Below are 12,022 nucleotides of genomic sequence, written 5' to 3' on the forward strand. Positions count from 1 at the left end.
TCGGCCGCACTCCAATGATACCAAGGGTTTTAACGCCCTTGGTATTTTTTGTTTTAAAATAAGCTGTCTGATCTGTCAGTGAATTTAGGGCTTAAAAGCGCCCAACTGTGGCAGGTACATGATCCTTCATTACTTTTTTGAATGTAACTTCCCCGCATTATTCTTCTTTTAACATTGAATACTTTCGATACGCTTTATAGAAACTGATGCCGAAGATAACAGCCATAAGGGCGGGAAGCGACCTCAAAATGGCAAATGGAGTTTCAAATAAAAATGCTTTCCAAAACATTGAGCCTTCCATACTCCACAGGCCTTCAGCTAAATATAAACCTGAATCCTTGTAAAACATATAAGAAATAAACAAACACAGGAAACCAAAACTTGATGAATAACTCATTAATCTTTTATAATAATTACTCTTTGATTGGCGATCCGAGAAGATTTCATTTTGACCATCATCTTCTTTTTGCCAATATCGAGTTCCAACCCCCCAAGGGCCATTTATATAACTCCAGCCGAAGTCTTCATAAATTCCTTTGTAATCTTTGAACTTTTTCTTTGATAAATAATCTTGATAATCCACTCGCATCACATATCTCTTATCGGTTTTTTCGAAGGTGTATATTCCTAATCCGCTAATATTTGTACAACGATAGCCGTTTTGTAATTGCTCGTTCAGCCATTGCTCCTCTTTTTCAATATCAAAAAACATCTTAAATTTCTTCATTCGATTCACTTCCTTCGTACAGGGATAAAATATGCAATAACCTGTTTTGTTCCATTTTCAAAATGGCGCTTCCTTCCGCAGTTATCATATAGACTTTTCTCCGGCCCGACTCTCCGACAGGCTCAATCCAGCCATGCTTATTCAAGTTTTCAATCGCGCCGTATAATGTGCCGGCCGCTAAAATAACAGTACCGTTACTCATCTTTTCTATCTTCTGCATGGCGGCATAGCCATGAAGCGGCTCACGCAGAGCTAATAAAATGTAATGCATGGTTTCAGACAGCGGTAATAATTTATGTTTCATATCCTCACCCTCTATTCAGTTCGACTATATAGTTCAACTTTATAATAATGTAATACAGTTCAACTGAATAGTCAATGAGTTTTTCAAAATTTGTAAAAGGAACTTGAAGTAAAAAAGAATTTATGGCGGTGCGCAACGGTTCTCCGATGAAACAGTGCCGTTTATTTTCAATGTGTTTTTTAGAAATAAAAGGTGCTCATTACAAAAAAGGTAGAAGGATTGAAAAATATAGTTGACTTAAGCAACTGTCTCGATTACGATGGAAAAAAGTTGCTTAAGTCAATCTTTTGGAGGAGGTACATCAATTTGGAAACAAAACGTGTTTTGGCATTCAGACAATTTAATAGATTTTATACAGATATTTTGGGTTTTCTGAATGAACATATTTATGACAGTCCATTCTCTTTAACAGAAACCAGGATTTTATACGAAATTTATAATACGCCCGATTGTACAGCAAAAATTATTCAAGAAAGGTTAGACCTGGACAGAGGATATGTAAGCAGAATTATCAGAAAATTCGAAGGGGAAGGCTTTATATATAAGCAAAAATGTATAGAAGACGGACGTAATCATTTCCTTTATGTCACCGAGTCAGGGAAAAGTATTTATAAAAGTCTGGAGAAAAAAGCCAATCATCAAGTTGAATATATCCTTGAATGCATAGACAAAGAGGAACAAGAAAAACTTGTAGATTCAATGGAAACCATTCAAAACATTTTGCAGCATTCTTTTTATGATAAAGAATCTCCGATTTCAATAAGAGACTATTATACTTCAGAGGATGTCAAAAACATAATTGAAAAACAGCGATTATTTTATGCCAAATCCCATGGGTGGGATAACACATTCTTATCTTATCTTCGCGATACGTTTAAAGCTGATATTGAAAAAATATGGGTGGCGGAAAGCGGGAATACCTTTGCAGGTTGTATCGGCTTAGTGAATGACGATGAAAAAACAGGACAGTTAAGATGGTTTTTAGTCGATCCGTCTTTTCAAAGAAAAGGTGTCGGCAGCCGTCTGATGAAGGCACTTGTGCAATATTGTAAAGAAAATGGATACGAGCGCATATTTCTTTGGACGGTAAAAGACATGTCAACAGCCCGGCCATTGTATAAAAAAACCGGATTCGAAATTACAGAAGTTCATGAAGAGAAACCTTTATGGGGATCAAATTTAATAGAAGAGCGCTGGGATTTGGAATTATAAATAAAAGTGAGGGGGGATAGGATGCGAATAAAATATCACTACGCATGGATCATTGTTTTTGTCAGTTTTTTAACCTTATTAGCGGTTCAAGGCGCACGTCTTTCATTTGGAGCTTTTGTTGAACCGTGGGAAAAATATTTTTCTATGAACAGAGGAACAATCTCACTTATTTCTACTCTGAGTTTTATCATATATGGCATATCTCAGCCCATAATAGGGAGGCTGGTTGATAAACTAGGCCCCAAAATGATTTTGTCAGTCAGCACTTTCTTGGTCGGGCTTAGCTTTATTTTAACTTCTTTTGTGAATCATCCATGGCAATTATTTATCCTTTACGGAGTTGTTATCTCCATCGGTGTTGGAGGGGCATCTAATGTAGCCGCAACAGTTGTGGTTACAAATTGGTTTAATGAAAAACGCGGGCTTGCTTTTGGCATTATGGAGGCGGGGTTTGGCGCTGGTCAGATGCTTCTTGTTCCCGGCTCTCTCATTTTGATTCAATGGTTTGACTGGAAGTTAACTGTAGTGATTTTGGGTTTGCTTTTAATGGTTATTGTGTTTCCTGTCATCCTGTTATTTTTACGGAATCATCCCGGCGAGATGGGGTTATCTCCTATGGGCGGCTTTATGAAAGAAGAAGCTGCAAGTGGGCAGTATACGACCCGCATTTCTGTTTGGGAAGTATTTTGCAAGAAACAATTCTGGTTTTTAATATTACCCTTTGCGATATGCGGTTTTACAACTACAGGCCTGATGGATACTCACCTTATTCCTTTTTCTCATGACCATGGGTTTTCAACAAGTGTAACCAGTGCTGCAGTTAGTGTGTTGGCGGGATTTAATATTTTGGGGATAATCATTTCAGGGATTGCGGCAGACCGCTGGAGCAGTAAAAAGATGCTTATTCTTTTATATGTCATCCGCGCATTATCAATTTGCATCCTGTTATACAGTCATCATCCGGTTATATTACTTATTTTTGCCATTCTGTTTGGGCTGGTTGATTTTGCAACTGTAGCTCCTGCCCAAATGTTAGCCACGCAATATTTTAAGCAATATTCAGTTGGATTTATTTTAGGCTGGTTATTCCTGAGCCATCAGATAGGATCAGCACTGGGAGCTTATGTACCGGGTTTTCTTTATAGTGAATTGGGTAACTATGATCTTTCTTTTTATTTCTCAATTATTATTTTGTTGGGAGCGGCAATATTTACTTGCTTACTGCCTGAAACGGTGAAAATAAAAAAAGAGCAAAAGCCGGAGACCGATTCAGTTTCATATTAATCAGTCCTCTCCGGCCGCATCTAAAAATACCAAGGGTTTTTCCACCCTTGGTATGTTGTCTGTTCTTATTTGTTGTTCCAGTTTTTCTCTATGAATTCAATCGCAGGCTGTAAGTTGGTTTTGTTCGCAATTTCAATGACAGCGGGAACGACGGCAGGGTCCGTTTTGGAGAAGTTCGGAATCCGCGGATCTAATCGGAAAAAACGATCTCCCAGAAGATTCGCACTGACCATGGATTCATAGTAACCATTTCCGCCAGCAATTATCTGAAGAAATGGCAGTAAAGGTTCATTAGGCGACCTGTCCAAAAGGACTCCCCAATTTGGAGGAAGGTTCTTCAGATTTTCGGGACGTATGTTATCTGCACTTACCATTCCCCATCCCCTCGTATCTCTTCTTAAACGGGTCGGGGCTTCACCTGTTCCGATGGACAATACCGCAATTTGATCCAATGGCACGTTGGCTTTACCAACTGCAAACGCGATACTGGCTGTACTGGGATTCGTTGCTACTACATATCCGTCCACGTAGTTTTGATAGGCGCGTTGCGTCGCAGGGGCACCGCTGCTCCGCAGTATGACATCACTCACTTTCTCATTTAAATAGGGAGAGCCGGGAAAGTTGTGAAATAATACAGGAGTCCAACGATCCAGTTTTGGAGAGTATAATTTGAATGAAGGGACAACAATTCGCTTTCTTAAATCTTTGAGACGAAGATCTGCCGGGAAAAAATTCCGTACCGCTTTAATAAAACCGGAATATGGTAATTGTTGATTGAAAACGGGTCCGCCCGGCCGGGAAACGCTGAATGCGGGCAGGATTTTTTCCTTGAAATAGCGGAATGTCTCATGCGGCGATCTTCCGCTGGCTAATGCAAGGGCAGTGAATGAACCGATTGAATTTCCTGAAAACACGTGGGTTCGGCTTATTAAAGTCGGATTTTGTTTAACCAGTCTGTTCAATAGCTGTAAACTTAAAGCACCTAACGTACCTCCCCCATCAAAGGTCATGATCCGATATTTTGCCAAAGTTGATGTCTCCTTTCTGATGAAAACTATCATTCAGTATATGCTCAACCAGAGTCTATTGTATGGATGAATGAAGATCTCTTTATCTTAAAAATTTATCAATCCAGCGGGTTGGGAAAAAATATCTTCTTTATTTGAAGAGGTTTTTCCGAGAAGAAGGAGAATGGTTTAAAAATAAGTGAGACGGCGAAGCATCAAGTTATGGACAGCTATCCCTAAGGAAAGATTGACTGGCGCCCGGATTCCGAAGCCATGTCGTGTAAGGAAATGATAAAACATGTTTTAGAAGCAGAATTTCTTTACCATCAAATTTTACTAAAACATATGAATGGGCCTTCAGAGGAATCTCCTAATCCTTATGTATCAAAAACGTTTACCACAGCACCCGGAGAATTAGAATTTGCAAAACCGTTTCTGACCGAGTTTTTGACATTCATCAAATCTTTAAACGAAACAGATTTAACAAATATAAAGATTGATAGGTCTGATGTTGGGTACGTCCGTGAACTGGGGGACATGTTATTAAGGATTGCTTATCATGAGTCAGTACATACCGGTCAGCTTTTAGACTATCTCAGAACTGCTGAAGTGGAGCGGCCTTTCATTTGGGACTAGTTAAAATCAGGAGAAGAACAAAGGCGGACATATATGTCTTTAGTTTTACACGGGAAGGAGAAAGAATGAAATATAAACCGATTATTTTTCAAGAGAAATTAGCTGCATTCCAAGATCAATGGTCTCCAAAAGTAATTGCTGAAATGAATGATTATCAATTTAAACTTGTTAAAGTACAAGGGGACTTTGTTTGGCATAAGCATGAGGAAACAGATGAGGTCTTTATTGTGATTGAGGGGAATTTAATCATTGAATTTCGTGATGGAGAAGTAAAATTAAATGAAGGTGAAATGTTTGTCATTCCGAAAAATGCTGAACATAAACCTTATGCAGAATCAGAGTGTAAAATTTTGCTTGTAGAGCCTAAAGGTGTTGTGAATACCGGGGAAGAAATAACTGATCAAACAGCTGAAAATGATGTCTGGATCTAGCCTGTAATAATAACTGGCGATTAGAGAAAATGGTCAGGAAAACCAATTAAGAAAGATTTAAGGTTGAATATTGAAAAATTTTGTTAATATTATAATACATTGTTTGGAAATGTCATCCTTTGATAAGGAGTTTTCTAATTGCGTTGGAGTAAATGGTTCAATATTTTTTGTATAGTTGCATTGGGATCAATATATGGTTATAAATTATTGACTAACCAAGAAGTGAACACTACTCGTTTAATAATAGCTTCAGTAGTTGTCTTGTGGAACATTGTTGGACTTTTTAGCAAAGAACCGGTAAAACAAACACAGCAAGCAAATTAAAAGTCAAAAAAGTCGGTACAGAAGGAGGCTGCAGCGTGCAGCACTCTCAGCCTCACAAAAAACCAAGGGTTCAGCCCCTTGGTTTTTTTTTGTGGTTTTCGCAGCTTATTATTTTTCAAGTTTATTGCAGGCATCCAGAGTCTGTTGTATGGATAAATGAAAAAAGCGGCTGAAATGTGCTGGTTAACCAAATGAATAGTCCAAGCTGGAGTCTTTTATCTACATAGTATGAAGAGATTAAAAAAATATGAGAAGGAGTGGTAGTTCATGTATTATAACCCAGGTGAAAATCACGTTCAGAAAAAACCATACGACGAAGCCTGTGACCTCGGCCATGATTTTGATATGGCGGAAGACGAAGCGAGAGCAGAAGCAGCAAGAGAAGCAGAAGCGAGAGCAAGAGCGGAAGAGGCAATAGCAAGAGCGGAAGAAGCAAGAGCCAGAACAGCAGAAGCAGCAAGAGCAGCAGCAGAAGCAAAGGTAAAAGCGGCAAAAGCAGCAAAAGCAGCAGCAAAAGCAGCAGCAAAAGCGAAATGTAAAAAACATCATAAGAAAGAGAAAAAACATGATTGCAAACGGAAACACAAGAAGAAAAAATAGGAGAAATTCCGTCCCAAGGCTGCAAAAACGATAAAGAAAAAGATTCTTGTTGGAAGATCAAACAGGAAGATTACTCAGCTGGTGCGGCAAAAAGGGCGCATAGCAGGGCAAACAAAAACTTTCCTATGAGCTTCCATAGCCGGGTCAGTATATCACGCCAATCATATTAAAAAGATAGGAGAGACAAGAGTTTCGGCAACTTGCCGCTCTTGTCTTTTTTGTGTTTTTATATCATCTTCGCGTATTTGTATTTATTTTTAAGTTAGCAGATCATCCGTCTAAGAATTTGTCCAAATCCTGCATATACTGGAATCGGAATCAAATGTTTATGGGGAGTGAAACAGATGGGATCAACACAGTTAACAGGGCGCGTCATCTTCAAAGGGGACCCCGGCTATGCACAGGCGGTTAAGAATTGGAACCCTTATGTTGATGTCTGTCCGCTTGTCTTTGTTTTTGCACAAAATTCATACGATGTAAGTAATGCGATTAAATGGGCGCGTGAGAATAATGTGCCTTTGCGTGTCAGAAGCGGCCGCCATGCTCTGGATAGAAACCTTTCAGTCGTAAGTGATGGAATAGTTATTGATGTGAGTGATATGAATAAAGTTTTATTAGACGAAAAAAACGCGATTGCAACCGTTCAAACCGGCATTCACGTCGGCCCGCTTGTGAAAGGATTGGCCCGGGATGGTTTTATGGCTCCGTTTGGAGACAGTCCGACAGTGGGAATCGGAGGAATTACGATGGGCGGCGGGTTTGGAGTGCTTTCACGATCAATCGGCCTGATAAGTGATAACCTTCTCGCACTGAAAATGGTAGATGCAAAAGGCAGGATCATTCAAGCAAATCAATCTCACAATGAAGATTTACTATGGGCTTCCAGAGGCGGCGGGGGAGGCAACTTCGGATATAATACCCAATACACGTTCAAAGTTCACCGTGCTCCTAAAACCGCAACCGTCTTTAATATTATTTGGCCATGGGAGCAGTTGGAGACGGTCTTTAAAGCTTGGCAAAAGTGGGCGCCGTTTACAGACGAACGATTGGGGTGCTACCTTGAGATTTACAGCAAAGTAAATGGCTTGTGTCATGTGGAAGGATTGTTCCTCGGTTCAAAACCTGAGCTGATTCAATTATTAAAACCTTTATTAAATGCCGGAACCCCGACACGGACAATTATCAAAACATTATACTATCCGGATTGCATAGATTTCCTGGACCCTGATGAACCGATCCCGGGAAGATCTGATCAGAGTGTTAAATTCTCCTCGGCGTGGGCGCTAAATCTTTGGCCTGAAAAACCTATTTCAGTGATGAGACAATTTTTAGAAAAAGCCACCGGGACAGAAACAAATTTCTTTTTTATCAATTGGGGCGGTGCGATAAGCAGAGTTCCCAGCAGCGAAACAGCCTTCTTTTGGCGCCGGCCATTGTTTTATACGGAATGGACGGCCAGTTGGAAAAATAAATCACAAGAAGCCTCGAACCTTGCATCAGTTGAAAGAGTGCGTCAGCTGTTGAAACCATATGTAACAGGTTCATACGTCAATGTTCCGGATCAGAATATTGAAAATTTCGGAAAAGCATATTATGGCTCAAACTTTGCAAGGCTTCAAAGAATAAAGGCGAAATACGATCCCGAAAATGTATTTCATTTTCCGCAAAGCATCCCGCCATCGTATAAATAGTTTGATCGTTTTGGGAAACAAAATAAAAAACACACCAGAACATTCAGGTGTGTTTTTATTATTGCTATAAAATTTGGTTATTCACTTGCATCCCAGTGCGGATTCCAAACGATTTCCCATAAGTGCCCATCGGGGTCTTGGAAGTGACCGGAGTATCCGCCCCAAAAAGTATCATGAGCGGGATCAGTTATCGTCGCTCCTGCCTGTTTTGCCTGTTCCATGACTTTATCGACTTCAGCTTTACTCGTAACATTATGTCCTAATGTAAATTCTGCCGGGCTTGGTGCAGTTAAAGCAGCGTTTGTCTCATGTGCGATGTCTTTACGATTCCAAATGGCCAGTTTCAGTCCTGTTTGTAAGTCAAAAAAGGCAACGGCGCCATGTTCAAACTCTTTTCCGACTATTCCCTCAGCAGGCAGTCCGAGGCCGTCCCGATAGAAGCGAAGTGATCGTTCCAGATGATCTACGCCTAAAGTGATGACTGTAACCCGCGGTTTCATAAAAATATAACCTCCCAAGCTGATAATAAGAAAATGATATCAAGTTTCATTATTGCACTGCAGCACCATATAGAAAAGATTTTGACATTTCAGTAAAGAACCTATATATTCATATATGAGCACATAATCATATATGATTATTTTTGTGTACATGTTAGAATGCTTCATAACAGAAAAGGAATAATAAATACAGGAGGAGATTTTTTATGGGTCACAATCACAATCACGCCGGCGGGTCCAATAAGAAGGTTTTATTGATCTCTTTTATCGTGATTACAGGTTATATGATAATAGAAGCTATAGGCGGATTTGTAACCAATAGTTTAGCGCTTTTGTCAGATGCCGGTCATATGCTGAGTGATTCAATCTCATTAATGGTTGCTCTGATTGCTTTTAAATTGGCCGAAAAAAAGGCAAGTCATAATAAGACATTCGGCTATAAACGATTTGAGATTCTCGCAGCTGTGATAAACGGTGTTGCCTTAATATTGATTTCCCTTTATATCATTTATGAAGCAATCAAACGTTTCTCTCATCCGCCAGAAGTGGCAACAACCGGCATGCTTATCATTAGTATCATCGGGTTAGCTGTGAATATATTGGTCGCTTGGATTATGCTGAACGGCGGAGATACAAAGAATAACCTGAACATAAGGGGAGCTTATTTACATGTAATAAGTGATATGCTCGGCTCTGTAGGTGCCATTCTGGCTGCGGTGCTTATCATCTTCTTCGGGTGGGGCTGGGCAGACCCATTGGCCAGTGTCATTGTAGCTGTTCTTGTTTTAAGAAGCGGTTACCATGTGACGAAAGATTCCATTCACGTATTAATGGAAGGAACCCCGGAAAATATTGACGTGACTGACATCATCCATACGATTGAAGAGACAGAGGGCATTCAGCATATTCATGATTTACATATATGGTCTATCACAAGCGGGTTGAATGCTCTTTCCTGCCACGCTGTTGTTGATGATCAGCTGACCATTTCAGAAAGCGAAAGTATTTTACGCAAAATTGAACATGAGATTGGAGATAAAGGTATTACGCATGTAACGATTCAAATGGAAACAGCAGCGCATAATCACGACAATGCAATCCTTTGTCAGGCAAAAATTGAGCAGACGGACGGCCACCATCATCATTAAAGGAGGAGATAGGGACTCACTTTGTCTCTCTGACAATTAAGATAAAACCGGAGGGGGATTCAGATGTACGACACGATAGTAATCGGAGCCGGTCAGGCAGGAATCTCAGCAGGATATTATCTAAAGAAGTCGAAACAAAAGTTTATCATTTTAGATAAAAGTCATGAAGTGGGAGAAAGCTGGAAAAACCGGTATGACTCATTGGTTTTATTTACTTCTCGAATGTACAGCTCTTTGCCTGGAATGCATCTTGAGGGAGACAAGCATGGACTCCCTTCAAAAAATGAAATTGCTGCTTATCTGAAAAAATATGTTGAAAGATTTGAAATCCCGATCCAATTACGGACAGAAGTAATAAGTGTCCAAAAATTAAACAACTATTTCTTAATAAAAACAAACCGGGAAGATTATCAAACGAAGAATCTTGTGATGGCCGCAGGTCCTTTTCATACCCCTAACATTCCATCAATATCAAAGGATGTAGCCGGTCATATTCATCAATTACATTCTTCACAATATAAACATTCAAAACAACTGGCGCCTGGGAATGTACTGGTAGTCGGCGGCGGGAATAGCGGAGCTCAGATAGCTGTTGAATTATCCAAAGAAAGAGTTACATATTTGTCTTGCAGTAATAAACCGGTTTATTTCCCTTTATGGATTGGAAAAAGAAGCATCTTTTGGTGGTTTGATAAATTAGGAGTTTTACATGCAAGTCATACATCAATATTAGGCAAGTTCATTCAAAAGAAAGGCGACCCCATATTTGGGTATAAATTAAAACATGCAATAAGACAGAAGAAGATCATTTTAAAACAAAGAGTCATAGCCGGAAAGCAAAATGAAATCATTTTTAAAGATTCATCTTCATTAGAAGTTAACAATGTTATTTGGGCAACTGGTTTTAAGAATCCGCTTTGGTGGATGAAAATAGAAGGTGTTTTGGATAAGGAAGGCCGAATTATACATCACCGGGGTGTTTCAGCTGTGAAAGGATTGTACTTTATTGGTTTGCCTTGGCAGCATAGGCGAGGTTCAGCGCTGCTTCAAGGTGTAGGAAATGATGCTGAATACATTGTAAAACAAATGAACGGTGGATAGACTGAGGAGAGCAGTAACTTACGGGTTTACTGCTCTTTTTTGTATTGAATAAGTCCAGTTATGTGACTGTGTAAAGCCGAAAAAATCTTTTGACTTATTAAGTAAGAAGATCCCTGACTCACTGATTGTGCAACATTCTGACGTACTTCCCGAGCTAACTGCGCGGCACGTAAGGAAACCCGCCAAAAACGCTGTTTTAATCGGCTTGTTGAACAGAAAATACAATATCTCTTGGTTGTCGAAATGGTGAGTGCATACCCCGGGCAGATTCAAGTTTCCCGGCTGCAACAGTGTTACCAAGAGTTGCAGACCTTTGGTATTTTTTATGCAAACAGGTTTTTTGGCCGTTTCTGCTGTGGCACACTCTCATTACAAAAAGCATAGGATAACATCATAAAAATTTGAAATTGCGGGGATGAAAAATGTATTATATACCTTTTTCGCATCAATGTTATTATTATGTGAATGTACCGATGTATAACGACGGAAGATCTGTTTATTGGGCTTATCCAAGCGACATGGGGTATGCAGACCGAAATGATGATTTGCGATCTTCATACGAAGATAGAAACCTTCTCTTGAAAGATTACGGACCAAAACCATTTGTTGTGAATATCAATAAAGCCGCAAAACAAAATCACACGTTCCGTACTGCCTTATGGACAGGAAAACATTTTCAAATTACTTTGATGAGTATCGGCATTGGAGAAGATATCGGTTTGGAAATCCACCCCCACGTAGATCAATTCTTACGGATTGAGCAAGGCCGGGGAATCGTTAAAATGGGCAGGAGCAAGGAAAATTTAACTTTCCAAAGAAATGTCTATGATGACTTTGCCATTGTTGTACCTGCTGGCACTTGGCACAATGTGATTAATACGGGTAATACGCCGTTAAAACTATATTCAATTTATGCGCCTCCCAACCATCCATTTGGTACGGTTCATGCGACTAAGGCAGATGCAGAGGCTGCGGAAGGCTAGCATAAAGTATGCTGCAGAGGTTTGACAAACTGGGATTACGCCTTTCTGGCTGCCTAAGAGTACGGTAAATAAGG

13 protein-coding genes and 1 pseudogene are annotated in these 12,022 nt (G+C 39.8%); 10 read left to right on the plus strand and 4 right to left on the minus strand.

The genetic code is table 11. The annotated features are described in order from the left end of the window. Positions 1 to 157: 157 nt before the first annotated feature. On the minus strand, positions 158 to 727 hold the full coding sequence (locus AADZ70_RS17585; protein WP_342007397.1) for a DUF2812 domain-containing protein: 570 nt from the start codon (positions 725 to 727) through the stop codon (positions 158 to 160). Further along, on the minus strand, positions 714 to 1,031 hold the full coding sequence (locus tag AADZ70_RS17590) for a helix-turn-helix transcriptional regulator (RefSeq protein WP_015416893.1): 318 nt from the start codon (positions 1,029 to 1,031) through the stop codon (positions 714 to 716). The genes AADZ70_RS17585 and AADZ70_RS17590 overlap by 14 nt, the downstream gene beginning before the upstream one ends. Positions 1,032 to 1,337: 306 nt before the next feature. Here AADZ70_RS17590 and AADZ70_RS17595 point away from each other — a divergent pair, with 306 nt between their 5' ends. Next, positions 1,338 to 2,243, plus strand: a complete 906-nt coding sequence (locus AADZ70_RS17595; protein WP_342007398.1) for a helix-turn-helix domain-containing GNAT family N-acetyltransferase — start codon at positions 1,338 to 1,340, stop codon at positions 2,241 to 2,243. Between the two features lie 21 nt (positions 2,244 to 2,264). Continuing rightward, the gene (locus AADZ70_RS17600; protein WP_342007399.1) at positions 2,265 to 3,527 is read left to right on the plus strand and encodes an MFS transporter; all 1,263 of its coding nucleotides are present in this window, start codon (positions 2,265 to 2,267) and stop codon (positions 3,525 to 3,527) included. Between the two features lie 65 nt (positions 3,528 to 3,592). Here the strand turns inward: AADZ70_RS17600 and cotR are convergent, their stop codons facing one another. Then, positions 3,593 to 4,555 carry a sporulation hydrolase CotR gene (gene cotR / locus AADZ70_RS17605; RefSeq protein ID WP_016937134.1) on the minus strand — a complete coding sequence of 321 codons (963 nt, stop codon included), beginning with the start codon at positions 4,553 to 4,555 and terminating at the stop codon, positions 3,593 to 3,595. A gap of 178 nt (positions 4,556 to 4,733) precedes the next feature. Here cotR and AADZ70_RS17610 point away from each other — a divergent pair. From AADZ70_RS17610 to AADZ70_RS17630, 5 genes and pseudogenes are all read left to right on the plus strand, one after another. Then, a pseudogene (locus AADZ70_RS17610) lies at positions 4,734 to 5,170 on the plus strand (DinB family protein). A gap of 65 nt (positions 5,171 to 5,235) precedes the next feature. Then, a complete protein-coding gene (locus AADZ70_RS17615; protein WP_342007400.1) occupies positions 5,236 to 5,601 on the plus strand; it encodes a cupin domain-containing protein in 366 nt (121 codons plus the stop codon). A 138-nt stretch (positions 5,602 to 5,739) separates the two neighbouring features. Further along, positions 5,740 to 5,925, plus strand: a complete 186-nt coding sequence (locus tag AADZ70_RS17620) for a hypothetical protein (RefSeq protein WP_016937132.1) — start codon at positions 5,740 to 5,742, stop codon at positions 5,923 to 5,925. A gap of 267 nt (positions 5,926 to 6,192) precedes the next feature. Further along, positions 6,193 to 6,525: a hypothetical protein gene (locus AADZ70_RS17625; protein WP_342007401.1), complete on the plus strand. Its 333-nt coding sequence runs from the start codon at positions 6,193 to 6,195 to the stop codon at positions 6,523 to 6,525. Positions 6,526 to 6,869: 344 nt separating this feature from the next. Continuing rightward, positions 6,870 to 8,216 (plus strand): FAD-binding oxidoreductase, encoded by a 1,347-nt coding sequence (locus tag AADZ70_RS17630; protein ID WP_045925201.1) that lies wholly within the window; start codon positions 6,870 to 6,872, stop codon positions 8,214 to 8,216. A gap of 77 nt (positions 8,217 to 8,293) precedes the next feature. On the opposite strand, the gene AADZ70_RS17635 is transcribed toward AADZ70_RS17630, so the two are convergent. Beyond that, on the minus strand, positions 8,294 to 8,716 hold the full coding sequence (locus AADZ70_RS17635) for a VOC family protein (protein ID WP_342007402.1): 423 nt from the start codon (positions 8,714 to 8,716) through the stop codon (positions 8,294 to 8,296). A gap of 206 nt (positions 8,717 to 8,922) precedes the next feature. On the opposite strand from AADZ70_RS17635, the gene AADZ70_RS17640 reads away from it, so the two are divergent. From AADZ70_RS17640 to AADZ70_RS17650, 3 genes are all read left to right on the plus strand, one after another. Continuing rightward, complete coding sequence (locus AADZ70_RS17640) at positions 8,923 to 9,864, plus strand: cation diffusion facilitator family transporter (protein WP_099744877.1); 942 nt, start codon at positions 8,923 to 8,925, stop codon at positions 9,862 to 9,864. A 63-nt stretch (positions 9,865 to 9,927) separates the two neighbouring features. After that, entirely contained in the window at positions 9,928 to 10,965 is a 1,038-nt protein-coding gene (locus tag AADZ70_RS17645) for an NAD(P)/FAD-dependent oxidoreductase (protein WP_342007403.1), read from the plus strand. A 422-nt stretch (positions 10,966 to 11,387) separates the two neighbouring features. Next, entirely contained in the window at positions 11,388 to 11,948 is a 561-nt protein-coding gene (locus AADZ70_RS17650) for a cupin domain-containing protein (protein WP_342007404.1), read from the plus strand. The last annotated feature ends 74 nt before the right edge of the window (positions 11,949 to 12,022 follow it).

Source organism: Bacillus sp. YBsi01, from assembly GCF_038406745.1.
Lineage (GTDB): Bacteria > Bacillota > Bacilli > Bacillales > Bacillaceae > Bacillus > Bacillus siamensis.